This is a genomic window from Arthrobacter ginkgonis (assembly GCF_039540195.1).
Classification (GTDB): Bacteria; Actinomycetota; Actinomycetes; order Actinomycetales; family Micrococcaceae; genus Zafaria; species Zafaria ginkgonis.
Map to the genome: position 1 here is coordinate 173655 of NZ_BAABEO010000008.1, position 24731 is coordinate 198385.

General features: G+C 72.3%; 16 protein-coding genes. 9 read left to right on the top strand and 7 right to left on the bottom strand.

Annotated elements, in window-relative coordinates; all coding sequences use genetic code 11:
• Positions 1-166: 166 nt before the first annotated feature.
• Positions 167-1300: a YlbL family protein gene (locus ABD912_RS03380; RefSeq protein ID WP_345148467.1), complete on the bottom strand. Its 1134-nt coding sequence runs from the start codon at positions 1298-1300 to the stop codon at positions 167-169.
• Between the two features lie 177 nt (positions 1301-1477).
• Here ABD912_RS03380 and ABD912_RS03385 point away from each other — a divergent pair, with 177 nt between their 5' ends.
• Positions 1478-2968 (top strand): zinc-dependent metalloprotease, encoded by a 1491-nt coding sequence (locus tag ABD912_RS03385; protein ID WP_345148469.1) that lies wholly within the window; start codon positions 1478-1480, stop codon positions 2966-2968.
• Between the two features lie 78 nt (positions 2969-3046).
• On the opposite strand, the gene ABD912_RS03390 is transcribed toward ABD912_RS03385, so the two are convergent.
• Positions 3047-3673, bottom strand: a complete 627-nt coding sequence (locus ABD912_RS03390) for a M48 family metallopeptidase (RefSeq protein WP_345148471.1) — start codon at positions 3671-3673, stop codon at positions 3047-3049.
• A 249-nt stretch (positions 3674-3922) separates the two neighbouring features.
• On the opposite strand from ABD912_RS03390, the gene ABD912_RS03395 reads away from it, so the two are divergent.
• From ABD912_RS03395 to ABD912_RS03405, 3 genes are all read left to right on the top strand, one after another.
• On the top strand, positions 3923-4990 hold the full coding sequence (locus ABD912_RS03395) for a ThiF family adenylyltransferase (RefSeq protein ID WP_345148473.1): 1068 nt from the start codon (positions 3923-3925) through the stop codon (positions 4988-4990).
• Positions 4991-5359: 369 nt separating this feature from the next.
• Positions 5360-7510 carry an amylo-alpha-1,6-glucosidase gene (locus ABD912_RS03400; protein ID WP_345148475.1) on the top strand — a complete coding sequence of 717 codons (2151 nt, stop codon included), beginning with the start codon at positions 5360-5362 and terminating at the stop codon, positions 7508-7510.
• 24 nt (positions 7511-7534) lie between these two features.
• Positions 7535-8590, top strand: a complete 1056-nt coding sequence (locus tag ABD912_RS03405; protein WP_345148476.1) for a glycosyltransferase family 4 protein — start codon at positions 7535-7537, stop codon at positions 8588-8590.
• 84 nt (positions 8591-8674) lie between these two features.
• On the opposite strand, the gene ABD912_RS03410 is transcribed toward ABD912_RS03405, so the two are convergent.
• Both ABD912_RS03410 and nudC read right to left on the bottom strand, forming a co-directional pair.
• On the bottom strand, positions 8675-10789 hold the full coding sequence (locus ABD912_RS03410) for an ATP-dependent DNA helicase UvrD2 (RefSeq protein WP_345148478.1): 2115 nt from the start codon (positions 10787-10789) through the stop codon (positions 8675-8677).
• A gap of 4 nt (positions 10790-10793) precedes the next feature.
• The gene (gene nudC / locus ABD912_RS03415) at positions 10794-11732 is read right to left on the bottom strand and encodes an NAD(+) diphosphatase (protein WP_345148480.1); all 939 of its coding nucleotides are present in this window, start codon (positions 11730-11732) and stop codon (positions 10794-10796) included.
• Between the two features lie 191 nt (positions 11733-11923).
• Here nudC and ABD912_RS03420 point away from each other — a divergent pair, with 191 nt between their 5' ends.
• Positions 11924-13516, top strand: coding sequence for a phosphotransferase (locus tag ABD912_RS03420; protein ID WP_345148481.1), 1593 nt, complete (start codon positions 11924-11926; stop codon positions 13514-13516).
• 77 nt (positions 13517-13593) lie between these two features.
• Here the strand turns inward: ABD912_RS03420 and ABD912_RS03425 are convergent, their stop codons facing one another.
• The 3 genes from ABD912_RS03425 to ABD912_RS03435 all read right to left on the bottom strand — a co-directional run bounded on the left by ABD912_RS03425 (position 13594) and on the right by ABD912_RS03435 (position 20782).
• On the bottom strand, positions 13594-17067 hold the full coding sequence (locus tag ABD912_RS03425; RefSeq protein WP_345148483.1) for an ATP-dependent helicase: 3474 nt from the start codon (positions 17065-17067) through the stop codon (positions 13594-13596).
• Between the two features lie 11 nt (positions 17068-17078).
• Positions 17079-20303: an ATP-dependent helicase gene (locus tag ABD912_RS03430; protein ID WP_345148485.1), complete on the bottom strand. Its 3225-nt coding sequence runs from the start codon at positions 20301-20303 to the stop codon at positions 17079-17081.
• 80 nt (positions 20304-20383) lie between these two features.
• Entirely contained in the window at positions 20384-20782 is a 399-nt protein-coding gene (locus ABD912_RS03435; protein WP_345148487.1) for an MGMT family protein, read from the bottom strand.
• A gap of 317 nt (positions 20783-21099) precedes the next feature.
• On the opposite strand from ABD912_RS03435, the gene ABD912_RS03440 reads away from it, so the two are divergent.
• The 4 genes from ABD912_RS03440 to ABD912_RS03455 all read left to right on the top strand — a co-directional run bounded on the left by ABD912_RS03440 (position 21100) and on the right by ABD912_RS03455 (position 24684).
• A complete protein-coding gene (locus ABD912_RS03440; RefSeq protein WP_345148489.1) occupies positions 21100-21780 on the top strand; it encodes a 3'-5' exonuclease in 681 nt (226 codons plus the stop codon).
• A gap of 268 nt (positions 21781-22048) precedes the next feature.
• Positions 22049-23038, top strand: coding sequence for a methionine ABC transporter ATP-binding protein (locus ABD912_RS03445; RefSeq protein ID WP_425548014.1), 990 nt, complete (start codon positions 22049-22051; stop codon positions 23036-23038).
• 3 nt (positions 23039-23041) lie between these two features.
• Positions 23042-23722, top strand: coding sequence for a methionine ABC transporter permease (locus ABD912_RS03450; protein WP_345148491.1), 681 nt, complete (start codon positions 23042-23044; stop codon positions 23720-23722).
• Positions 23723-23841: 119 nt separating this feature from the next.
• Complete coding sequence (locus tag ABD912_RS03455) at positions 23842-24684, top strand: MetQ/NlpA family ABC transporter substrate-binding protein (RefSeq protein WP_345148493.1); 843 nt, start codon at positions 23842-23844, stop codon at positions 24682-24684.
• Positions 24685-24731: the final 47 nt, after the last annotated feature.

Here is a 24731-nt window from a genome sequence, read left to right on the forward strand (position 1 = left end):
CTGTCAGATCCGAAACTCACTCTTACCTCATCGTCGTAAACGGGTTTTGCCGTCCGGCCAAGGCACGGCTTGTGACCATTCTGCCTTGACCGTGGGCGCGGCAGCGAAAAAGTGGGCTGTGAGTGTGGATCGTAAGGCGATCGTGACTAGGAAGCATAAGCGGGAATCAGGGGCAGGTGGGCAGTGCGGTGGCATCCTTCCCGGCCACGACGCCCTCCACCGCGGCTCGCGCGTCCTCCAGCGTCGCCACCTTCAGCACGGTGAGCCCGTCGGGGATGCGTCCGGCGACGGCGGCGCAGTTGGCGGCGGGGGCAAGGAAGTATTCGGCCCCGAGCGAGCGGGCACCGGCCATCTTCTGGGCAATGCCGCCGATCGCCCCGACATTGCCGTCGGCATCGATGGTGCCCGTGCCGGCGAAATGCCTGCCGCCGGTGAGTTCGCCCGGGGTCAGCGTGTCCACCACCCCGAGCGCGAACATCATGCCGGCGCTGGGCCCGCCCACGTTTTCCAGGTCGAAATTGACCTCGAAGGGGAAGTCGAAGGTGGTCTGCAGGTACACGCCGAGCTGGCGCTGCCCGCCCTCGCCCGCCGTCGTCGTGGCTTCGACCGTGCTTTGCTCGCCGCCGCGTTCGATCCCCAGGGCCACCGGCGCGTCCCCCGCCGCCTGCAGCGCGTCGCGCAGCATGGACAGGTCGGTGATCGGCGTCCCGTTGATGCTGGTGAGCACGTCCCCCACGCCGAGCACTCCCTCGTTGGTCGTGGCGGCGAGGCCGGCAACGGAGAGCTTCTGCCCGTAGCCGATGCCCAGGTTGCCGAGCGCGGCGGCCACCGCGACGGACTGGGAGTCCGCCATTTCCTGGGTGTTCTGCTCGCTGACCTGTTCGTCGCTGACCCCGCGCTGGTACACCGCCTCCTCCGGCAGCACGTCGCGGGAGGGGTCGAGCCAGCCCTGCAGCACCTCGAACGTGGACACCTCGCGTTCCGGCCCGCCGCTGACGTACACGGTGGTCAGGTCCAGGTTCCCGCTGGTCGGGAAGGTTTCGCGCCCCTCCACGCGGATCACGGGGGTCCCATCGACGCTGCCGATGGTGTTGATGGCCGGACCCGGAGACTCCACGACGAAGGGTGCCGGCAACGCCAGCGCCACGAACCCCAGCACGACGGCGACGGCCGTCGCCCCGACGAGGGTGCGGTTGGTGCGGCCGCGGGCGGCCTGTTCGGCGGGGGTGGCCTGCTCGGCGGGTGCGGCAGGCGGCTCGTCGGCGGACGGCTGCGGACTGGACTGCTGGGGCTCTGACACCTTGGGGGGTTTCCCTTCTGCCGGCCGCGGGGAGGTAGGTGGGCGATCCGGCGGACGAATCTAGGCTACAAGGCTTTCCTGCGGCGTTTCCGCCCCGGCGCGGACCCGCGCTTTGCCTTCAGCGAACTGGAAGTCCGCACACGGTCCCCTCACCGGCTGCCGGGGTAACGTGGAGGCATGGCTGACAATCCCCCAAGCAATCGTCCCAACGGTTCCGAGGAGCCGGACGACTCCGGGAAGAAGGATCCCTTCGCCGAGATGCTCTCCGGCCTCTTCGGCGGTGCCACCCCGGCCGGGTTCGACCCCAAGAACCTCCCGGAGGGCTTTGGTGCCGCGATGGGCCTGCCCAACGACCCCGAAGCGCTCGCCGCCATCTTCCGCCAGGCACAGGCCATGATGGGCGCGATGGCTTCCGGCAGCGGCGAACCGGTCAACTGGAAGCTCGCCCGCGATGCGGCACGCCAGGCCGCCGCCGGCGACGACCCCTCCGTCACCCCGGCCCGCTCCGGTGCCGTGGCCGACGCCGGCCGGCTGGCCGACCTGTGGCTGGACCAGTCCACCGCGTTCACCTCCGACGGCGCAACCTGCGCGGCGCTCAGCCGCGCCGACTGGGTCGAGAAGACCCTGCCGCTCTGGAAGACGCTGACCGAACCGGTCGCCGTGAGGGTGGGGCAGGCGATCACCTCCGTCCTGCGTGACCAGATGCCGGAACAGATGCGCTCGATGCTCGGCGGCGCCGAGGGCATGTTCCAGAACCTCGGCGGGGCGATGTTCGGCATGCAACTGGGCACCGCCGTCGGCGGCCTGGCCAAGGACGTGCTCGGCTCGACCGACATCGGCCTGCCCCTGGCCGGACCCACTCCCGCGCTCGTGCCGGCCAACGTCACCGCCTTCGGGGCGGGACTGGACGTGCCGGAGCAGGAGGTGCTGCTCTTCGCCGCCCTGCGCGAGGCCGCCCACACCCGGCTGTTCCTGCGCGTGCCGTGGCTGCGCTCGCACGTGGTGGGCCTGGTCGAGGAGTACGCGCGCGGGATCCACATCGACGTCTCCCGCATCGAGGAGGCCGTCCGGGACATCGATCCCATGAACCCCGAGTCCTTCCAGGGCGCGATCACCGAGGGGTTGTTCGCCCCGCAGCGCACCCCCGCGCAGGAGGCCGCACTTGCCAAGCTGGAGACCGCGCTGGCCCTGATCGAGGGGTGGGTCGACGAGGTCGTGGCCGCGGCGGCGCACAACCTTCCCTCGGCCGCCGCGCTGCGCGAGACCATCCGCCGCCGCCGCGCCACCGGCGGACCGGCCGAGCAGGCCTTCGCCTCGCTCGTGGGCCTGGAACTGCGCCCGCGCCGCCTGCGCGAGGCGTCCGCCTTCTGGGCACTCATGCTTCAGGAACGCGACATCGAGGGCCGCGACGCCGTCTGGGACCACCCCGACCTGATGCCCACCGCCGAGGACCTGGACGACCCGGCGGGGTTCGGTGCCCGCCGGGCGCTGGCCGAGGCCACCGACGACGAGCTCAATGCGGCGCTGGGCAAGCTGCTGGCCGGCGGGTTCGAGTCCTCCGCCGGCGAGTCCTCAACCGACGCACCCTCCGGCCAGGAGCCCGGCGACGCGGGTGACGGCACGGACACCGACGACGGCACCGGCGAGGCCCCGGAGGGCAAGGCCTAGCCAACGCGCAGGACCCGCGGCACCGGGCCCGGCATCCGCGACCTCCGCGGGTGCCGGGCCCGGTGCGTTGGGACGGGTTCAGGCGGTCCCGGCGCCGTCGTCCGGGTCGTCGGCACACCCGCCGGGAGCCTGTCCCGGGCCGAGGCGGTGCAACGCGAAGGACACCCCCTCCAGGTACGCCTTCGCCTCCGCGGTGCGCGGGTAGCGGGCCTCCAGCGCCCTGAACTCGGGCCCGTGGCCGTCGGTGGCCAGCAGGTGCGCCAGTTCGTGGACCAGGACGTAGTCCTGGACCCATTCGGGCATCCCGCGCAGTCGGTCGGAGAGGCGGATGGTGCCGTCGGCGGGGGTGGCCGACCCCCAGCGGCTGTTTTGGTTGGAGACCCAGCAGACCGAGGCGGGCAGGGCGCGGCCCCCGAGGTGCCCCGCGTCCAGCCGCTGGGCCCGCCGGTACAGGTCGGCGTCGGAGGCTACCTTGCGGCCGCCCTGCCGGCGCCCGTCCGGGGACCGGCCGTCGCGCAGCTTCCGGACCATGGTCCTGACCCACTCCTGCTCCTGGGCGGTGCTCAGCCGCGCCGGAACGGAGACGACGGCGGCGCCGTCCCGCCAGCTGGCCGAGACGGTGCGGGTGCGCCGCGCCGACCGCAGGACCCGCACGCGCACCCCGTCCTCGGACGTGAATTCGTGCTCCTTGGGGTGTGCCGGCACGGCGCGCTCCTTTCTGGTCGGTGTGGGACGTCGGGTCGGTGTGGGACGGCGGATCAGGGTGGGGCGGCGCGGGCCGGATCCGCCGGACGGGCCGGTCAGCCGTCGGGCCACGCGTAAGGCGTGCCCGTGTTCGGAGAGCCCGATTCCGACTTGCCCGCAAAACCCTGTGGATAACGGCCTGCGGGCCCCGCGGCAGTGTCAGGATGGCTGTCACGCCGGCATCCGGCCGGCCCACCGAAGGAGGCCATCATGCGGATCAATCCCGGCTACCGGGTCATCAGCCTAGCCGACGGCAGGGTACGGATCGGCAGCGGTGCCGGCGGATTGTGGATCGAAGGGCTCTGCCCGGCGGAGGTGGATTTTGTGCTCTCCCTGGCCGGCCCTGCGGCCGGACCCACGGCCGGCCCGGTTGAGTCCGCGGGTTCGGCCGCGCATTCCGGCGCGGCCCCGGCGTCGGGCGGGGGCGCCTCCGCCGGCGAAGGCCTGGATCCGTGCCGGACGGCCGCGATCCTGGACCTGCTGCGCCCCGTGCTCGTGGACCAGGCCACGTATCGCATCCCGGGTTCCCGCTCCGGCGTGCTCGCCCCCGACATCAGGCAATGGTCCGCGGCCTACGGGCGGCACGCCGGACCGCTGGTGGTCCGGCGTGCCCGGGCCACCGTGCGGATCCACGGCCTGGACCGTGCCGGCCAGGAACTGGCCCGCCTACTCGCTTCGGCCGGGATCGGATCCCTGCAGCTGTGCGATCCGGAACCGGTGGGTCTCGGCGACCTCTCCACCGGGCTGCTGAAGGTTCCCGACCTGGGCCGGTCCCGGGCCGGGGCCTGCGCCATCCACCTGCGCCGGCTGGCACCCCACCTCCGAGTTCAGGAGCTCCGGGTGCGGGAGTGGACCCGGCGCCCGGCGTCCCCGGAGCCGGAAACCGACGTGGCGGTGGTGTTTGCCCGCGAGCGGGTGCCGGCCGAGATCCAAGCCGGCTTCGCCTCCGCGCAGGCTCCCCACCTGCGTGTGCTGTTCGGCGACGCCGGTGCGTCCGTGGGCCCCCTGGTGCTGCCGGGGTCGACCGCGTGCCTGGATTGCGCGCCGGACGCGCCGGACCCAACCGACCCCTCCCCCCAGCCGCCGTCCGAACCGGAAACGGCGCTGGCCGCCACGGTTGCCGGCCTGGCGGCGGTCCAGGTCCTGATGCTGCTGGACGGGATCAACGTCCCGGCAGCGGTGGACGGGATCCTGCACCTGGATCTGGCCACCGGCGGGGTCGTGCGGGAGGCGATCGCCCCGCGGCCGGACTGTCTGTGCCGGGCGCTGGCCGCCTGAGCCGGACCCGCCCCGGGCTGCGGCACGGGTTCGGGAAATCCCCGGCTCCAAAATCCAGGCCCCGAAGACGGGGCCCGAACCCCATATCTCTCCCAGCGTCCCGTTGGTAGAATCCAGTCACTCGGCCCCAAGCTCCCAGCGTCAAATCCATGCCGCCTTCCGCCGGCGGGCCGCCAGCAACACCAGCACTGCATAAATGAACTGCGTTTGTACCGCACCGGCCCGAAGGCCGCCCGGCATGCCGCACCATGCTGCCGGGACTTTTGCCCGTCCCACGGCCTCGGCGGTACCAGGGAGCGGCTCGCGCCGCGCATTTTGGACTTGTCCGCATGGAATCCAAGGGTTCCTGAGGGAAGAAACGGTGTGGCAATGGCAGTTTGGTCCGCAGAGATCGGAGCCCGAAATGCCGGCCCCGGCGCGGTGACGCTTCTGGCCGGTACGTCCTTTTGCATCTCGTCGGCCAACGGCGACATGGATGCCCGGCGGCCCCATGGCCTGTTTTTCCGCGACACCCGCTTCATCTCGGGCTGGCACCTGCGGATCCACGGCCGCCCCATCGAGCCCCTGAGCGGAATGGCCGCGGAAACCTACCGCGCCACCTTCGTCGGCAGGATGGCCCGCGCCGAGGGCGAGGAGGACAGCCATCTGCTCGTCGAGCGGCACCGCCACCTCAACGGCGGCCTGCGCGAACGCATCATCGTCACCAACCATTCAGGCCTTCCGGTGCAATGCCAGATCCACCTGGCCCCCGAGGCGGACTTTGCGGACCTGTTCGATGTGAAGGAGGGCCGCACGAAACCGGTCCATGGCATCGAGGTGCGCGAGACAACCAACGGGATCCTCTTTGAATCCATCCATGGGGGCCAGACCCGGACCGTCGCGGTCACCGATCCCCATGCGGTGGTCAGCGGCCACTACCTGGCCTATCAGATCGACCTTCCGGCCCAGGGCGAGTGGAGCACGGAGGTGGCCGTCACCCCCTGCCTCGACGGAGTGGGGCCGGACGAGGATGTGCACGCCACCAGGTATGGCGCCCTGAGCCTGCCCGAGTTCAGGGAACGCGCCTGGCGGGAACGGATCCCGCGGGCAACCTACAGCCACCCGTCCCTGGCCAGGATCATGGAAACCAGCCGCACCGACCTCGGTTCCCTGCGGATCTTCGACCCAGACCGCCCCGAACGGGTGGCGGTCGCCGCCGGTTCCCCTTGGTTCATGGCGCTTTTCGGCCGCGACGCGATCCTCTCTTCCTTCATGTCCATGCCGCTGGATCCGTCGCTGGCCCACGGCACCATCCAAACCCTGGCCGAACTGCAGGGCACGAAGGTGGATCCCCGCAGCGAAGAGCAGCCGGGGAAGATCCTGCATGAGGTCCGGCTCGGGGCCAGCACCCTGTTGGCCCTGGGCGGCGGCAAGGCCTACTACGGGACCGTCGACGCCACGCCGCTGTTCGTGATCCTGGCCGGCGAACTCACCCGATGGGGATTCGAAGCCGACATCCTGGAGCACCTCCTGCCCGCCGTGGATCGGGCCATGGCCTGGATCACCGACTACGGCGACGCCGACGGCGACGGCTTCGTCGAATACGAGCGGGCCAACCCGGAGGGGCTGATCAATCAGGGGTGGAAGGATTCCTGGGACGGCATCACCTTCGCCGACGGCACGCTCGCGACCGCCCCTATCGCCCTTTGTGAGGTGCAGGGGTACGTCTACGCCGCCTACATCAGCAGGGCCCTGATGGCCATCCGGGCCGGGGACTCGGAAACGGCCCGGCTGTGGGCCTCCCGAGCGCAGCGGCTCAAGGAGGAGTTCAACGACCGCTTCTGGCTGCCCAAGAAGGGATACTTCGCCCTGGCCCTGGACGGCGACAAGGTCCCGGTTGACTCCTGCGCCTCCAACATGGGGCACGCCCTGTGGAGCGGCATCGTCGACGAGGACAAGGCCCCGCTGGTGGCGGAGCGTCTGATGGCCGATGACATGTTCTCCGGCTGGGGCGTCCGTACCCTGTCCACCCGCATGGGAGCCTACGACCCGGCCAGCTACCACAACGGGTCAATCTGGCCGCACGATAATGCGCTGATCGCCGCCGGGCTGATGCGCTTCGGGTTCGTCGAGGAATCCCAGCGTCTCGCCGTGGCACTGCTGGAAGCCGCGGATGCCTTCGGCGGCAGGCTGCCGGAACTCTTCTGCGGCCTGGACCGCAAGCTTCAAGCGGCCCCGGTCCCCTATCCGACCTCGTGTTCCCCGCAGGCGTGGGCCGCAGCGACCCCGGTCCACCTGATGCGGGTCATGCTGCGCCTGGACCCGTTCCTGCCCACCGACGAACTCTTCCTGGCGCCGGTGCTACCCGCCGAATGGGGAGAAGTGCGGGTGGACAATCTTCCCTTGGGGGCCTCGCGGATCTCACTGCGGGCCACCCGGAACCAGGCGGCCGTGGAGGGGATGCCGCCGGAGATGGAACTGCGCCAGACCGCGCGCAGGCCGCTGGCCGACCTGATAGATGTCCTTCCCCGAACGAGGTAGGCCGCAACACAGCAGGAGTACAACATGCGCATCGGAATAATCGCCCCTCCCTGGCTTCCCGTCCCCCCCACGGCCTATGGAGGCATCGAGGCGGTGGTGGATCTCCTCGCCCGCGGGCTCGTCGAGGCCGGCCACGACGTCGTCCTGGCCGCCTCGGCGGACAGCACCTGTCCGGTCCCCCGCGTCGAGGGACTCGCCGTCAGCGAACCCCAGGAAATCGGGCGCAACCTCGACGAACTGAGCCACACCATCGCTGCCTACGCGGCGCTGGAGGGGATGGACCTCATCCACGACCACACCCTGGCCGGTCCCCTCTACCGCCACCGCCCGCCGCAGATGCCCATTGCCGTCACGGCGCATGGGCCCTTTACCGCAGAGACCTGCTCGATCTACCGGGCAATGGTCCGGGACACGGCCCTCATCGGCATTTCCCGCCACCAGGCCACCACGGCGAGGGGGTTCGCCGTGCAGCGCGTCATCCACCACGGCATCGAGGCGGCCCCCATCCCGGTCGGCGCGGGCGACGGGGGGTACGCCTGCTTTCTGGGCCGAATGCACCCGAGCAAGGGCGTCCTGCAGGCCATCCAGGTGGCCAACATGGCCGGAATTCCGCTGCGGATCGCCGCCAAGATGTACAGCAGCGACGAGCACGAGTACTACCGCACGGTCATCAAGCCCCTGCTGAACAAGGACATCGAGTACGTCGGAGAGCTCAACACCACGCAGAAGTACCACCTTCTGGGCGGGGCCGTCGCGCTCCTGAACCCCATCCAGTGGTCCGAGCCCTTCGGCATGGTCATGATCGAGTCCATGGCCACGGGCACCCCCGTTGTCGGCACGCCCCGCGGGTCCGCGCCGGAGATCGTGCGCGAGGGCGCCACCGGGTTCCTGCGCACCGGGCTGCGCGACCTCGCCGAGGCCCTCGCCCAGGCATCCACGCTCGACCGCGCGGCCTGCCGGACGGCAACCACCACGGACTTCAGCGCCCATCGGATGGTGGCCGAGCACATCGACCTCTACGCAGGGCTCGTGCGGGGCGGACCGCAGGCCTCCGCCCTGCTCCAGCCCTCCACGTCCTAGCGCGCGGTGCAGGCCCTCTCGTGTCGACTCCGTCGCCACGAAGGGAACCCGGCTGCCCCGCGCTTTGCGGGGCGGAGCGGCGGGTTAGGCCGCCGGGCCGCCCTGGTTGAGGATGTCCAGCACGTCCTGCCCGTAGCGCTCCAGCTTGCTGCGTCCAACGCCGGGCACCTTCGCCAGGCCGGATACGTCCGCGGGCTTGGCCTCCGCCATCGCCATCAGGGTCGCATCGGTGAACACCACGAAGGCCGGGACGGCCGCGTCCTGGGACACTTTCAGGCGCCAGGCCCGCAACTCCTCGAATACCGCCTCGTCGTAGTCCGGCGGACAGTTCGCGCAGCGGCCCAGCTTCCGCTCGGCAGCGGTGGCCAGCAGGGTCCCGCAGACCCGGCACAGCGGCGGACCGGCGGGACGGCGGCGGCGGGTGCCGGCGGCGGACTGGCCGGTCCGGCCGGCCGAGGCAGGCCGCAACCCGTCAAGGAAGCGCGAGGGACGCCGGTGGGCCCGCCCGCCCGGGGTGCGGGACAGGGACCAGCTCAGCGACAGGTGGACGCGGGCACGCGTGATGCCCACGTACAGCAGGCGGCGCTCCTCGTCGTACCCGGCCTGGTCCTCGGCAAAGGAGATCGGCATCAGCCCCTCGCTCAGCCCCACCAGGAACACCGCGTCCCACTCCAGGCCCTTGGCGGCGTGCAGCGACGCCAGCGTGACGCCCTGCACGGTGGGCGCGTGCTGGGTGGCGGCGCGCTCGTCCAGTTCGGCCACGAAGTCGGCGAGCGCGAATCCCTCCTCCCGCTCGGCGCGGGAGGCTGCCAAGTCCCCGGCGAGCGCCACCAGGGCGGCGAGGGATTCCCAGCGCTCGCGCACGGCCCCGCTGGCGGCGGGCGCCTCCGGGGTGTAGCCCAGCGAGGCCAGGATGTCCCCGCACTGCTGGGGCACGGGGTCATCGGTGGGGGCGCGGGAGGCGGCGCGCAGCTGCAGGATGGCCTCACGGACCTCGCGGCGCTGGAAGAAGCGCTCGCCGCCGCGCAGCTGGTAGCCGATCCCGGCGGAGGCCAGGGCCTGCTCGTAGGCCTCCGACTGGCCGTTGGTGCGGTAGAGCACGGCGATCGACGCCGGGGCGCGCCCGCCGTCGATCAGGGCCCGGATGCGGGAGGCGACGTGGGCGGCCTCGGCGACGTCGTCGGCGCACTCGGTGAACTCCGGGTCCGGGCCGGAGTCGCGCTGGGCCACCAGTTCCAGCGGCGGCGGCCATTCGACGCCCTGCCCGGGGACGCCGGGTTCGGGGCGGCGCGCGGCCAGCAGCCGGTTGGCCAGGTGCACCACCTGCGGGGTGGAGCGGTAGTCGCGCACCAGCCTGACCACCTTGGCCTCGGGGTAGCGGCGGGTGAAGCCGAGCAGGTGGGCGGGGGTGGCGCCGGTGAAGGAGTAGATGGTCTGGCTGGAGTCGCCGACCACGCACAGCTCGTCGCGCCCGCCCAGCCACAGGTCCAGCAGCCGCTGCTGCAGCGGGGAGACGTCCTGGTACTCGTCGACCACGAAGGTGCGGTACTGGCTGTGGATCTGCGCGGCCACGCGCTGGTCCTCGTCGAGGATCGCGACGGTCAGCAGCAGCACGTCCTCGAAGTCGATCAGTTGGCGGTCGGTCTTCACGTCCTCGTAGGACTGGAAGAGGCGCGAGACGGTGGTCAGGTCCAGGCCCGCCGGTGGGGTGCGGTCCGCGGCCGCCTGCACGTACCCCTCGGGAGTGTGCATGGAGACCTTCGCCCATTCGACCTCGGCGGCCAGGTCGCGCAGGGTGGCCCGGTCGGCGTTGATGCGCAGCCTGCGCGCGGCCTCGGCCAGCAGCTGGGCCTTGTGGTCGACGATGCCGGGCAGCTGCCCGCCGATCGCCTGGGGCCAGAAGTACTGCAGCTGGCGCAGGGCGGCGGCGTGGAAGGTGCGGGCCTGCACGCCGCCGGCCCCGAGCTCGCGCAGCCGGGTGCGCATCTCCCCCGCCGCGCGGGCCGTGAAGGTGACGGCGAGCACCTGCTGGGGAACGTAGACGCCGGTGTGCACGCCATAGGCGATGCGGTGGGTGATGGCCCGGGTCTTGCCGGTGCCGGCGCCGGCCAGCACGCACAGGGGCCCGCGCAGGGTGGTGGCGACCTCGCGCTGCTCGTCGTCGAGCCCGGCGAGGATCAGGTCCTCGATCGCTGCCATGCGGCTAGTTCCCCAGCACGCGCGGTTCGGGCAGCGGCCCGCCGTACCACTGCTCGATCAGGGCGCTGGCGATCGACAGGCCGGCGGGCACGGAGAGCCGGCCCTCCTCGACGTCGGCGGCCAGCTCCGCGCGGGTGAACCAGCGCAGGTCCACGATCTCCTCTCCATCGGGCACCGCCTCGGTGCCGCTGGCGCGGGCGGTGAAGCCCAGCATCAGCGAGCACGGGAACGGCCAGGGCTGCGAACCGGCGTACTGCGCCCCGGTCACGGCGATGCCGGATTCCTCCGCCACCTCGCGCACCACCGCGGCCTCCAGAGACTCGCCCGGCTCGACGAAGCCGGCCAGGGTGGAGTAGCGCTTCCCGCCCCACTGGGCATTGGCCCCCAACAGCAGCCGGTCGGCGTCGTCGGTGACGGCCACGATGATCGCCGGGTCGGTGCGCGGGAAGTGCAGGCTCCCGTCGGCGGTGCAGGAGCGCACCCAGCCGCTCTGGACCGGCACGGTCGGGGCACCGCAGCGCGGACAGTGCGTGTGGGTGGCGTGCCAGTTGACGATCGCCACCGCCTCCACGAACAACGCCGCGTCCCGGGCCGGCAGCCCGGCGGCGACATCGCGCAGGCCCAGCCAATCGCCCTCCCCCGCTAGGGCGTCCGGGACCTCGTCCCAGGCGGCGGCCACGAATTCCTGCCCCTCCGCGGCCCCGAGGTAGACCAAGGTCTGCGGCTGGGGCAGTCCGGCGGGACTGTGCAGCACCAGGGCGCCGTCGGCCACCGGCGCGTTGCCCTTGACCAGCGCCACCACCCGGGTCGCGGCGTCCGCCATCAGTCCCGGCAGCCATTCCGGATCGGTGCGGCGCTCGCAGCCGCGGTCGACGTTTCCCTGCGACAGCGGCAGGACGCCCAGCGCGGGCAGGGACGCGGGAGCGGACGGAGGCAAAGTCATGCCTCCACCGTACCGACCCGGCCCGCCTGCGCGCACACCGGACCGCGCGCCTGTGGACGGCGCCTGCGGCGGTCGGCGGCCTCCGTGTGGGGCGCGACGGCGGCGGCGTCCGGCCCGTGGCGGCCGGTCCGATCGGCGACTCGCCGCCGACACGCCGCGGTGCGCGGGCGCGGGCGGCTTACGGTGGACCAGTGAAACGCTCTCCCATGGAACTCGCCGCGATCGCGACCGCTGCGGTGCCGGGTCTGTCGCCGACGGGCGTGGCCGGCATGGCCGACGACGCCGACGACTTCGACTCCGCGCTGATCGTCGACGACCGGCGCAACCGCTGGCGCGTCCGCTCGCCGCGCCACGAGGAAGCGAGCATGCGCCTGGAGACCGAGCTGGCCGCGCTGCGGTCCTTCTCCCCCGGCATCCGCGCCGGCCTGCCGTTCCTGCTGCCCTCCGTGGCCGGGACCGTCCGCCAGGGACCCCTGCGCACCTTCGTCTACAACCACGTGCCCGGCTCCCTGTACGACCTCGAGTCGCTGGTGGCGTTGGGCGGGCGCACCGCCGAGGACCTGGGCAAGGTGATGGCAGCGATCCACGGCCTGCCCCCGTCCGTGGTGGACCGCGCCGACCTGCCCAGCTACACCGCCAACGAGTTCCGCCAGCGCAAGCTCAACGAGCTGGACCAGGCGGCCACCACCGGGCGCATCCCGGCCCGGCTGCTGCGCCGCTGGGAGCACGCGCTGGAGGACGCCGCGCTGTGGCGGTTCAACCCCACCGTGGTGCACGGGGACCTGCACGAGGACCACATGCTGCTGGAGGACGGCCGGATCACCGCCGTCACCGGCTGGACGGACCTGCGCATCGGCGACCCCGCCGACGACTTCGCCTGGCTGGCCGCCGCGCACGAACAGTCCTTCGCGGACGCGGTGCTGGAGGCCTACGTGGGGGTCCGCGGCGAACAGGCGGACCCGCACATCATGCGCCGTGCCGCGCTGGCGGCCGAATTCGCGCTCGCCCAGTGGCTGGTAAAGGGGCTGCTGACCTCCGACGAGGAGCGGACCGACGAAGCGGCGCAGATGCTGCGCGAACTCGACGAGGACATCGCCGAGTTCGGCGGACAGCCGATCAGCATCGTCGAGCCGCCGCGCCCGCCCCGGCCCGAGGACGGCGCCGGCTTTTTCGACGACACGGACGACGCGCAGGACGGCGAAGGGGTTCCGGCCGCGGACAGTGCCGGCACCCCCGCCACGGGGACCTCGGGCGCGGGGGCCGCAGGCACGGAGACCGCGGACGCCGAGGGCCGGGACGGCACCGCCGCCGCAGCGGCGGATGCGCCCGGCGGCGCCGACGCCCCGGCAGGGGACGACGATGCCTCCGACGGCGACGACGCGGCGGAAACGGACAGCGCCGGAGGCGACCCCGGGAACGGCAGCGCCGAGGACGAAGACAGCGAGGACGAAGATACCGAGGACGCCGTGATCGTCGAGAAGGAGGGCCCCGCACCGGGGCGCTCCTCCGAGCCCACGGGCCGGGTCATCGAGCTTCGGCCGGCGGGACCGAAGCGGTCCGCCGCGCCCGTCGCGTCCGGCGCCGATGGATCCGATGGATCCGATGAGGATTCCGGGCAGGAATCCGCCCACGAATCGGGCGACGACTCTGGGCAGGACTCGAGGCAGGACTCCGGCCGAGGCTCCGGGAAGGACTCCGCCGGCGACCTGCAGGGCGCCGGCGGCTCCGAGGAGGAAACGTCGGCCCTGCCGGTCATCCAGATCAATCCGCGCGGCCGGGCCTAGCCGGCCAAGCAAACCCAGGACACCGTCCCGGCCCGGCCTACGAGCGCTTGGTCCCCGGGCGCTTGGTCCCCAAGCGCTTAGTTCCCAGGCGAGGAGGGATCCCCGAGCGAGGCGGCGACCAGGCGCTCGAGTTCGGCTTCCTCGGCGAGGTCGTGCGGGCGCACGGTGCGGCCTTGGCCGACGTAGTAGAACGCGGCCTTGACCTGGTCCAGCGGAACCCCGCGCAGCCGCGACCAGGCCAGCCGGTACACCGCCAGCTGCAGGGACTTCACGGCCAGCTCGCGGCCGGAGGGCACCCGTCCGGTCTTCCAGTCGACCAGGTCCCAGGCGCCGTCGTCGTCCCGGAAGACGGCGTCGATGCGTCCGCGGACGGTGACCGGTCCTACCCGGGTCTCCACGGGCACCTCGATGAACGCCGGCTGGCGCTCGGCCCATTCGGAGGCGAGGAAACGCTCCTTCATCTCCTCCAGGCCGTAGAGCTCGTCGACGAAGGCATCGGCCGCGCCCGGGAACTCCCCCAGGTCCAGCATGCCGGTGCTTCCGTAGTGCTCCTCCACCCACGCATGGAACGCGGTGCCGCGGCGGGCAGCGGTGCCTGGGCGGCGCGGCACCGGACGGCGCAGCTGGCGCAGCACCGCCTCGGCGTCGGTGGCCAGGTCCACGAACAGCGAGGCGCGCACATGCGGCGGGAGCGCGGTGCGTTCGCGCCCCTGCCCCTCTCCGAGGTGGCGCGCCAGCAGCAGCCCGGCCTCGTGGTCCCAGCCTTGGCCCTGTGCGGTTTCGGCCCCGGACGGCGCGGGCGGCTGCCCTGCCACGTCTAGGGCGTGGGCCAGGCGCTGCCGGATCCTGTCCTCGACGGCGGCGGCCGCTGCCGCCAGGCGCTCGCGCCGGCCCGCCGGACGCGGCTCGGGGCGGCCGTTGCGCAGGCGCACCGGACCCTCGAGCGGGTCGTAGGGCCAGGTCGCTTCGACCGGTTCCTCCCGGAACGGGTTGGCCTCGGGCGCGTCCGCGTCCTCCACCCAGTGCACGACGGCTGCGGCCGGCGTCGGTTCCTCGGCCAGCGGGCGCAGGTCCTCGAGGAACACCGACGGGGCGGTGGGCTTGGACCGGGTCCCGGTCCAGACGGTCGATGAGCACACCAGCAGGTCCTTGGCCCGCGTCAGGGCCACGTAGGCAAGCCGCCGTTCCTCCTCCTCGCCGTGGGCGAGCACGTCGGAGCGGAACCGTTCCTCCGCCTTGACGGCCTCCGACAGGCTGGGCTGCTCGGTGTCCCACTGGGGCAGGTCGTGGCGGTCCCCGCGCAGCGGCCAGGGCAGCGAGCTGTCGCCGCTGGTCCAGCGCGAATCGCGCGCGGAGGGGAAGACCGTGTCGTTGAGCCCGGTGACGGCGACGACGTCCCACTCCAGCCCCTTGGAGGCATGGATGGTGAGCAGCTGCACGGCCTCCGTGGACGCCTCCGCCTGCACGATCTCCAGGCCGCCCTCCTTCTCGGCGGCGGCGTCGAGCCAGGCCAGGAACCCGGCCAGGTCGGTGCGCAGCCCCGATTCGGCAAATCCGGCGGCGACATCGGCAAAGGCGTCGAGGTGCCGGCGCGCGGCGTGGATGTCCGTGCCGGGCCGGGCCGCGACCTCGATGTCCAGGTGCATGGCCCGCTCGACCTCCCCCAACAGGACCGTCAGGTCGTCGTCGACGAAGGAGCGCAGGTGGCGGATCTCGCGCTGCAGCCGGATCAGGCGCTCAAGCGCCGCCGGGGTCAGCGAGCGTCCGTCGGTGCTCGTCCAGCCGGGCTTGGGGAGGGTGTCGAGGGCCTCGACCAGGCTGGCGGCGTCGTGCAGTTCGGCCCGGGCCTCCGCCTGGACGGCGTCGTCGGGATGTTCCGGGGAGTCCAGGTCCACCGGACGGCGGTGGTTGACCGCGTGGTCGCGGCGCCGGGCCAGGAAACGCGACCAGTCGGAAAAGGCCATGAGATCGGCCGGGCCCAGCCGCCAGCGGGCGCCGGAAACCAGGCGCAGCAGGGCATCGGAGCGGCCCGGATCCACCAGCACGCGCAGGGTCGCCACCAGGTCGGTGACCTCGGGCATGCCCAGCAGCCCGCCCAGGCCCACGATCTCGTAGGGGATCCCCTGGCCGGTGAGCGCCTCGGCAATGCCGCCCAGCTGGCCGCGCGTGCGGCACAGCACGGCCATCGTGGGCAGGTGCCCGTGGGCGGTGCGGAAGGCGTGGCGTTCGGCACCCAGCCGGCGAGCCAGGCCCGTGGCCTCGTCGGCGCTGGTGGCGGCCCGGACCAGTTCCACGCGGCCAGGACCGGCGAAGGGGCTAGCCACCAGCGGGGGCACCTGCAGCCGTCCCGACCCGGCATTGGTGCCGGTGCCGGGGGCCCTGTCCAGATGGGCCCTGTTCAGCGGTGCGGAGACCGCGTTGGCGGCCTCGAGGACGTTGATGGAATTCCGCCAGGCCGTGGTCAGGAAGGCGACCTCCGCCGGGGACCGGCCCCCGGGTCCGGCGGAGGGGAATTCCTGCGGGAAGCGGAAAAGCTGGCCCGCGGACGCGCCCCGGAAACCGTAGATCGACTGGTTGGGGTCACCCACCGCGGTCACCGCGTGGCCCCCGCCGTACAGGCAGGAGAAGAGCACCATCTGGGCGTGCGAGGTGTCCTGGAACTCGTCGAGCAGGACCACCTTGAAGCGGGAGCGCTCGGCCGCCCCGGCGGCGGGGACGGTCCGGGCGATGCGGGCCGCCAGCGCCACCAGGTCGCCGTAGTCGAGCACGCCGCGGCGGCGCTTCTCCCCGGCGTAGCCCTCGGCCAGGCCGGCGACGGTCGAACGGGTGCGCAGCCTGTCCAGCAGCTCCAGCGCCTTCTGCGCGGGGGCCGCCGGCTTGTCCTCGCGGTACGGAAGGGCGGACAGCGTCCCGACCAGCTCGTCCAGCCAGGCACGCGCGTGCCCCGGGTCAACGAGGTGCTCGGCGCATTCGCCCGCGAAATTCACGACGGCGTCGATGAGCGTGGCCTTGGAAGCGCTCAGGTGCGCGTGGTCCCCGTCGTAGGCGTCCACCACAGTTGCCGCGAGCTGCCAGGCCTGGGCCCCGCCGAGCAGGACGGTGTCACTTTCGACGCCGATGCGCAGCCCGTGGTCCTGGACCAGGGTGTTGGCATAGGAGTGGTAGGTGGAAACCGTGGGTTCGAGGGACGCGTCGTCCTCGGCCTCGGGCAGCAGCCCGCTGCGTGCCAGCTTGGCCAGCTGCTGGCGGATGCGCTGGGCCAGTTCGCCGGCGGCCTTGCGGGTGAAGGTCACCCCGAGGATCTGTTCGGAGCGGACCAGCCCGTTGGCGACGAGCCACACCACGCGGTCGGCCATGGTGGCGGTCTTGCCGGAGCCCGCGCCGGCGACCACGAGCATGGGAGCCAGCGGTGACGAGATGATGGCCGACTGTTCGGCGGTCGGCTGGTGCTGGCCGAGCAGGTCGGCCAGTTCCTCCGGGGTGAAACGCGGTGCCGCCGGATCCCCGCCGGTGTCCTCCCCTGCCGTCTCCGTCATCGTCTTCTCGGTCATGGTCTCCTCCGTCACGGTTCGGTGACCTGCTTTCCTTCGCTGCACAGCGGGCAGACGGAGGGCAGCCGGCAGGCGGACCCGCCGCGGCCCCCCTTGGAGGGGTCGTGGCGGGCCAGGAAGTCGGCCGCGCCCATCAGTTCGGCGGCGGCCAGGACCATCGGGGTGGCCCAGTCCTCACCCTCGACCGGCGGCTGCGCCTGTTCGCGGGGGCTCTTGGTGCCGGTGCCGAGCTGGACCAGGGCGGCCCCGGCCGGCTGCTGCGGGACCAGCACCTCCAGCTTGCCCTCCAGCGCACCGGCGAGCACGGCGGCCTGGTAGCTGCCCAGCTGGGCGTGCTTCTCGACGTCCTTGCCGGCCGGCTGCGACTTGCCCGTCTTCAGGTCCACGACGTAGGCGCGGCCGTCCGCGTCGATCTCGACGCGGTCCATTACCCCGCGCAGGCGGGCCGAGCGCGTCCCGCCGGCCACCTCGACGTCGAACGCGACCTCGCGTCCGGCCAGGGTGCGGCCCTGGCCACGCATGAGCAGCGCGTATTGGGCCAGCTTGCGCAGCATGGAATCGGCGCGTTCCTTGTCCCGGGCGCTTTCCCAGTTCACGGGCATGTCCAGGTCCGGCCAGCGCCGTTCAAGTTCGGCCGCGTACTCGCTGCCGCTGGCATCCGGCAGGTCCTCGGCGATCCCGTGGACCAGGGTGCCCAGGCTGCGCGCGAAGTCGGTGGCCGCCTCGCCGCCGGCAGCCTGGACAAACCAGTTCAGCGGGGATTCCAGGACCGCTTCGACCTTGGACGGGGACACCCGCACCGGCTGGCCCTCCGGGGTGACGGGGGCGTCGGTGGTGGACGGCAGCAGGCCCCACCAGTGTTCCGGGGCGGCGCCGCGCACCGGTCGCGGGCTGGCGGCGAGGCGGGCCAGCACCGTGGCCGCGTCGGTGCGCACCGCCGCATCGTCCTCGGCCTCGGCGGCCTGGCGCAGCCGCGCGACGAGGGCTGCGAGGGTGCGGGGGCGGGCGACCGGAGTCACCGGGCGCGGACGGTCGGGTTCGGTCCACGGCACCGCGAGGTCCAGGAACTGGGAGGGCTGGTGGTCCTCGGAGGAGACGGCCACGCACACCACGCCGTCCCGGGCGCGGGAGAGCGCCGTGGCGAAGGTGCGCAGCTCATCGGCCCGGGTGGCGCGCAGCCGCGAGGCGGGGTCGCGCTGGAGCAGGATGTGCGGGCCGTGTTCGACGACGTCGGCCAGCGCGCCCGAGCCGAGGAGTTCGCCGCGCAGCCGGGTGTTCGGCCAGATGCCCTCCTGGAGCCCGGGGAGCAGCACCAGGCCCCATTCGCGCCCTGCCGCGGCGGCGGGGGTCATGACCTCGACGGCATCGACGCTTTCGCCGCGGTTCGCCAGGGTGTCCATGGGCAGTTCCTGGCCAAGGACGTGCTCGACGAACTGCAGGACGGTGGAGCCGGGCAGTTGGTCCACGAAGCGTTCGGCCGCCTGGAAGAGCGCCATCACGGCGTCCAGGTCCGCGTCGGCACGCACCCCGGCGCTTCCGCCCTCGTGCGCGGCCTGCGTCCAGGCCTTCTCCATGCCGGAGGCCTCCCACAGGGCCCACAGCGCGGTTTCGGCATTGGCCCCGAGGTCGGCCAGTTCGGCGCGCAACGCCTCGAACATGCGGACCAGGCGGCGGGCCCCGGCGGCTTCGCGGCCGAGCCCCTCCAGGGCTGCGGACTCCTCGAAGAGCGCTGCGAGCAGTTCGTTGGAGCCGCGGGTGCCGCCGGCGACGCGTTCCTCGCGGCGCAGTGCCTGGCGCAGCCGGCGCACGTCCAGGGCGGTGGAGGTGCCGTACCGCGAGGAGAGCAGCAGTTCGACGCCGGCGGTGTCCGCCGCGGTGTCGGGCGCGAGCGCCAGCACCATCAGGTCCAGCAGCGGCCGGACGGCCGGTTCCTCGCGCAGCGGGGTCTCCGCCGGCGGGACGGTCACGGCGATCCCTTGGCCGGTGAGGTAGCGCGAGACAGCGCGGACCTGGCCGCCGTTGCGCACGATCACGGCGATGGAGGCCAAGGGCCGTCTCTCCATGAGGTGCTCTTCCAGGATGCGCTGGGCGAGCAGGCGCATCTCGTGGATCGGGGAGTCCACGAGATGGGCTTCCACGGTCCCGGCCTCAGGGCCTTGGGCAGCGTCGGCCGGCGGGTGCTCCCCCGGCACGTTCCAGGGCACCTCCCGCGGCTCGCGCTCGAAGGTGCGCCCGCCGGCGCCGGCAGCCACGGGGATGCGCCGGGCGATCCGCTGCCAGGCCTCGGAAAGCGCCGCCGGCATGCGCAGCGAGTGCGTGAGCTGCAGGTGCCGGGCGGGACGCTCGTCGCTGCCGAAACGGGTCTCGAAGGCGGCCAGGAGGTCGGGCCGGGCGCCGCGGAAGCCCTGCACCACGCTGTCCGGGGAGGCGAAGGCGAGCAGGTCCCGGCCGGCGCCGAGCAGTTCCAGCAGCCGATGCTGCGAGGGGGTGGCTTCCTGCAGGTCGTCGACGACCACCAGCTGCAGCCGGTCCCGTTCACCCTCCAAGAGTTCGGGGATGCCGGCCAGCAGGTCGGCGGCGGCAGTGATCAGCCCGGCGGGGTCGAAGGCTTCGGAGCTGCCCAGGTCCAGCAGGTCGCGGTACTCCTGGTATAGCTCGGCGGCGGCCGACCATTCCGCGATCCCGGTGGACTCGCCGAGGTCCGCCAGGTCTCCGGCCTCAAGGCCGTGCTCGGACAGGCGGTCGAAAAGCTCACGGACCTCCTTGCGGAAGCCGCGAGTGTCCACCGCCTCGCCGAGCGACTCCGGCCAGGCGGGCCCGGGCGTGAAGCCGGCGGCGTGGCCGGCAAGCAGCTGCCCGATGAGGGTGTCCTGCTCGGGGCCGGACAGCAGGCGCGGCGGGCGCTGCACGTAGGGCAGGTGCCCGGCGACGCGGGCCCGGCGGATCAGGTCGAAGGCGTAGGCGGACCAGGTGCGCACTGCCGGTTCGGAGAACGTGGTCTCGGTGCCCGCGGACAGCGCATCGCGCAGCCGGGTCGCGGAGGCGCGCGAGGGCGCGATGGCCAGCAGCCCCTGCGGGTCCAGGCCGCTGTCCAGCCGGCGCACGACGGCAGCGAGCGCCGTCGTCGTCTTCCCCGTCCCGGGCGCGCCCAGCACCAGCACCGGGCCGTGCCCGGGCCCGAGCCCGACGATGCGCTCCTGCTGCGGCGTCAACGGCAGTGCCTGCGGATGGTCCATGGGGTCCATCCAACCAGCACCCTCCGACAACTTGGGTCCACGCCCGCCCTGGGCCGGTCGCGGCGCCGCCGGCAACCGGGTCACGAACGCCGCGCCCGCGGGGCCGGAGCAGGGGCGGCCAGCGCTTCGGCAAGGCGGTCGATGGCGGCGAATCCGGCGTCGTCCGGCTGCCAGCGGGCCGCGGCCATGTCGATGCGCGCTCCGCGCCGCGGCGTGCCCTCGGCGTCCCAGTGCGGTGCCGCACGCTCGGCCAGGTCGTCCGGCAGGGTCCCGTCGGCGCGCAGGATCCGCCACCACGGCAGGTCCGTGGGCGCGGCGGCCATGGCGGCGCCGACCTGGCGCGGACCGCCCGCACCGGGCCGCTCGGGTGACGTGAGCAGTTCGGCGACGTCCCCGTAGCTGAGCACGCGCCCGGGCGGGACCAGCGCGGCCAGGGCGTGGACGGTGTCGGCGTAGGCGTAGGCGTGGGCGTGGGGCATGGAAGCCCAGTGTAGGCGGCGAGGGGCCCGCGCCGAGCGAAGCGAGGTGCGGGAGCCGCCGGAACGGTAGGCGGCGAGGGGCCCGCGCCGAGCGAAGCGAGGTGCGGGAGCCGCCGGAACGGTAGGCGGCGAGGGGCCCGCGCCGAGCGCAGCGAGGTAAGAGAGCGGCCAGGGGTCCCCGCGCGCGAAGCGTGTGGGGCAGGCCGCGAACGGGGAGCCGCCGGAACGGTATCCGGTGTCCGGGCCCCGGGGCGGAGACGGCGGCCCAAAGTGACGGCGGCCCAAACTGACGGCGGAGCCCGGTAGCGTTAAGCCCCATGAGCAACTGGCATGAACTCCCCCGCGCGGCCTTCGACCTCGAGACAACCGGACGGGACCCGCAAACGGCCCGGATCGTGACCGCGTCCATCGTGATGGTCAACGGCCGCCAGGAGATCGTGCACCACCGCGAGTGGCTGGTGAACCCGGGCGTGCCGATCCCGGAGGAGGCCGCCGCGATCCACGGGGTCAGCACCGAACGCGCCGTCGCCGAGGGCATGGATGCCGCCACCGCCGTCGCCGAGATCACCGGGCACCTGCGCGACCTGTTCCAGACGGTCCCCGTCATGGCGTTCAACTCCTCCTACGACTTCACCGTGCTGGCCCGCGAATGCGAGCGCTACGGCATCGCCGCGCTGGAGCCGGCCCCGGTGATCGATCCGTACGTCCTGGACAAGCGGGTGGACCGCTACCGCCGGGGCAAGCGCACGCTGGCCGCCATGTGCGAGTTCTACGGGATCCCGCTGCGGAATGCGCACACCTCGCTGGCCGATGCGGCAGCCACGATCGGGGTGGCCGACGCGCTGGCGGCGAAGTATCCCCAGGAACTCCAGGTCGAACCGCTGCAGCTGCACGGGGCGCAGGTCCAGTGGGCCGCCGAGCAGGCGGCCAGCCTGCAGGAGTGGCTGCGCCGCACGGACCCGGCCGCGGTCGTGGAAGGAACCTGGCCGGTCAGGTAGCGGGCCCGTGCGGTGGCGGACCCGTCGGCGCCCAAAAGGTGATGTGACAAGTTTCACGACTTACGCCGCGTCATGTTCGCCCTGACGGGGCCGCCGGGCATCGCCGCATCGTTCGCCGCAAGGCCCCTTGGACGGGGCATCGTTCGGCCAAACGGGTGGAACCTCCGGGAATGTCGGCCCCGAAGGGCGCATGACGGCGATTGGCGCACGATTATTCGGCGATGCTTCAATATGGGGTAACTTTCTCTCCCATCCTCAGGGGTTCCTTTTGATCACAGTGACCGACCTGCGCAAGGTCTATCGCCAAGGAGACCGCGACGTCGTCGCGCTCGACGGCGTGACGCTCAGCGTCCCGAAAGGCTCGGTCCACGGGATCATCGGCCACTCCGGCGCCGGCAAATCCACCCTGGTGCGCTGCCTGACGCTGCTGGACCGGCCGACCTCCGGCAGCGTCTCGATCGGGGACAAGGAGCTCTCCAGCGTCTCCGACGCCGAACTGCGCGGGGCCCGCCGGCGCATCGGCATGGTGTTCCAGCACGCCAACCTGCTGGACTCGCGCACCACCGCGCAGAACGTGGCGTTCCCCCTGGAACTGGTGGGAACCCCGAAGCGGGAAACCGCCAAGAAGGTCGCCGACCTGCTCAAGCTCGTGGGCCTGGACCGCTTCGCCGACGCCTACCCCTCCCAGCTTTCCGGCGGGCAGCGCCAGCGCGTGGGCATCGCCCGCGCCCTGGCCACCGACCCCGACGTGCTGCTGTGCGACGAGCCCACCAGCGCACTGGATCCGGCAACCACGGAAGAGATCCTCGACCTGATCAAGGCGCTGCGCGACCGCCTCGGGCTGACGGTGCTGATCATCACCCACGAGATGCACGTCGTGAAGCGGGCCTGCGACTCGGTGTCGCTGCTCGAATCCGGGCGGATCGTCGAAAGCGGCAAGCTCTCCGACGTCGTCGCCACCCCCGGCGGACGGCTCTCCATGGCCCTGCTGCCGCTGCCCGGGGAGGCTCCGGAGACGCTGCCCGGGGGCCCCGTCCTGGACCTGCTCTATTCCGGGGACACGGCCGCGGAGCCGGTCATCTCCGGCATCGCCCGGCGCTTCGACACGGACGTCAACGTCCTGGCCGGATCCGTGGAGCACCTCGGCGACGCCCAGTTCGCCCACCTGCGCATCCAGCTGCCGGCCAGCGCCGACCTCGCCGCCATCATCGCCCACCTGACCGCCAACGGCATTGCCGTGACCACGAAGGAGGCCTAGGCGATGGACGTGATCAACGACTTCTTCTCCAACCCGGGCATCACCAAGGCCCTGCCGACCGCTTTCTACGAAACGCTGCAGATGGTGGCGATCTCCGGAGTGTTCGTGGTGCTGATCGGCCTGCCGCTGGGCGTCATCCTGCACACCACCGCCCCGGGCGGGCTGACGCCGGTACGGTGGATCAACGCCGTGCTGGGCAGCATCATCGTGAACATCACGCGGTCGATCCCCTACGCCATCCTGATGGTGTCCCTCATCCCGATCACCCGGATGCTGGTGGGCACCTCGATCGGCCCGGTCGCGGCCTCGGTGTCCCTGACCGTCGGCACGGTGCCATTTTTCGCCCGCCTCGTGGAGACCTCCCTGCGCGAGGTCAGTTCCGGCAAGATCGACGCCGCCCTCGTGATGGGTTCGACCCGCCTGCAGGTGGTCCGCAAGGTGCTGCTGGCCGAGGCGATGCCGGGCCTGGTCGCCGCCCTGACCACCACGCTGGTCACGCTGGTGGGATTCTCCGCGATGGCCGGCCTGATCGGCGGCGGCGGCCTGGGCCGTCTCGCCTACAATTACGGCTACCAGCGTTTCGACACCACCGTCATGCTGGCCACCATCGTGATCATGGTGGTGCTGGTCCAGCTGATCCAGCTCGCCGGCGACCGCCTTTCCCGCAGGGTCGACCACCGCTGAGGCCCTGCCCCCTCGATTCCCGCCGCCCAGAGGCGGCGGTCCCGCGGCCAGTAGCCGCTAGCCGCGGAAACCCTCCGGACCCATCCATGGCGTCCGGCCGGAAGAATAGGACGCATTCCATGCGTAAGCAGCTCACCCTTGTGGCCACCGGCCTCGCCGCCCTGTTCGCGCTGACGGCTTGCGGTGGTGGAACCTCCACCACCCCCAGCGCGGAAGCCACGCTGGATCCGGCGAACCCCACGGTGGTCAAGGTCGGCGCCGTGCCGGTGCCGCACGCCAAGATCCTCGAGTTCATCGACGCCAACCTGGCCAAGGAGGCCGGCATCGACATCGAGGTCACCGAGTTCGACGACTACCAGACCCCGAATGTCGCCCTCAGCGAGGGCAGCATCGACGCCAACTACTACCAGCACCTGCCGTGGCTCGAGGACCAGATCAAGACCAAGGGCTACAACTTCGAGCACGGCGCGGGCGTCCACATCGAGCCCTACGCCGCGTTCTCGGACAAGTACAAGGAAGCGTCGGAGATCCCGGACGGCGCCACCGTGGCGATCACCAACGACCCGTCCAACCAGATCCGTGCGCTGCGGGTGCTGGAGTCGGCGGGGCTGCTCACCGGCATCGAGGACGACTCCGCCGTGCTGACGCTCACCGACGCGCAGAACCCCAAGGGGCTGAAGTTCGAGGAGAACCAGCCGGAGATCCTGATCACCCTGGTCGCCGACCCGAAGGTCGACGTCGCGCTGGTCAACGGCAACTTCATCCTGCAGGCCGGCCTGAGCACCGAGGACGCGCTGGCCGTCGAATCCGTGGAGAACAACCCGTACGCCAACTTCCTGGCCTGGCGCGCCGGCGAGGAGACCCCCGCCATCGCCAAGCTCGATGAGCTGCTGCACACGGACCAGGTCCGCGACTACATCACCGAGACCTGGCCGAACGGCGACGTCACCCCCGCCTTCTAGCACGCGGGGCAGGCCCTGCCCTTAGCGGGGCCCCTGTACGACGACGG

Bases quoted from the DNA above. Each gene is read 5' to 3' on its own strand.
- ABD912_RS03385 (WP_345148469.1), top strand. From the start codon at position 1,478: ATGGCTGACAATCCCCCAAGCAATCGTCCCAACGGTTCCGAGGAGCCG.
- ABD912_RS03395 (WP_345148473.1), top strand. From the start codon at position 3,923: ATGCGGATCAATCCCGGCTACCGGGTCATCAGCCTAGCCGACGGCAGG.
- ABD912_RS03400 (WP_345148475.1), top strand. From the start codon at position 5,360: ATGGCAGTTTGGTCCGCAGAGATCGGAGCCCGAAATGCCGGCCCCGGC.
- ABD912_RS03405 (WP_345148476.1), top strand. From the start codon at position 7,535: ATGCGCATCGGAATAATCGCCCCTCCCTGGCTTCCCGTCCCCCCCACG.
- ABD912_RS03410 (WP_345148478.1), bottom strand. From the start codon at position 10,789: ATGGCAGCGATCGAGGACCTGATCCTCGCCGGGCTCGACGACGAGCAG.
- nudC (WP_345148480.1), bottom strand. From the start codon at position 11,732: ATGACTTTGCCTCCGTCCGCTCCCGCGTCCCTGCCCGCGCTGGGCGTC.
- ABD912_RS03425 (WP_345148483.1), bottom strand. From the start codon at position 17,067: ATGACCGAGAAGACGATGACGGAGACGGCAGGGGAGGACACCGGCGGG.
- ABD912_RS03430 (WP_345148485.1), bottom strand. From the start codon at position 20,303: ATGGACCATCCGCAGGCACTGCCGTTGACGCCGCAGCAGGAGCGCATC.
- ABD912_RS03435 (WP_345148487.1), bottom strand. From the start codon at position 20,782: ATGCCCCACGCCCACGCCTACGCCTACGCCGACACCGTCCACGCCCTG.
- ABD912_RS03440 (WP_345148489.1), top strand. From the start codon at position 21,100: ATGAGCAACTGGCATGAACTCCCCCGCGCGGCCTTCGACCTCGAGACA.
- ABD912_RS03450 (WP_345148491.1), top strand. From the start codon at position 23,042: ATGGACGTGATCAACGACTTCTTCTCCAACCCGGGCATCACCAAGGCC.
- ABD912_RS03455 (WP_345148493.1), top strand. From the start codon at position 23,842: ATGCGTAAGCAGCTCACCCTTGTGGCCACCGGCCTCGCCGCCCTGTTC.